Origin of the sequence: Flavobacterium sp. (assembly GCF_003525665.1) — a bacterium.
Classification (GTDB): domain Bacteria; phylum Bacteroidota; class Bacteroidia; order Flavobacteriales; family Flavobacteriaceae; genus Flavobacterium.
In genome coordinates this window covers 1-253 of sequence record NZ_DQDX01000208.1, presented here as the reverse complement: position 1 = coordinate 253, position 253 = coordinate 1, and the positions used below count along the sequence as shown (strand labels likewise).

General features: G+C 22.5%; 1 protein-coding gene. It reads right to left on the bottom strand.

All coding sequences use genetic code 11. The features are described 5' to 3' along the window. A partial coding sequence (locus DIU01_RS14590) for a TaqI-like C-terminal specificity domain-containing protein (RefSeq protein WP_290835711.1) occupies nt 1-253 on the bottom strand: 253 nt, incomplete at both ends.

Here is a 253-nt window from a genome sequence, read left to right as displayed (position 1 = left end):
CCATCCGAATAATTTGATAGCCAATATTTTTTTATTAAACTAGAATTTAATATTGCTAATATATATTTTAAAGAATATTTTTCGTCTGTTATATATAGATTATATAAGGTATTTGACGTTACAATATCTGGTTCACAAATACCAATAATAGGAGTTTCTCCAATTTGTCTAACTACAATTCTTAATTTTTTATAAACAGAATAATCACCGCCACTTTTTATATTTGTAGAAATAAAATTAAAATACTTGTTTG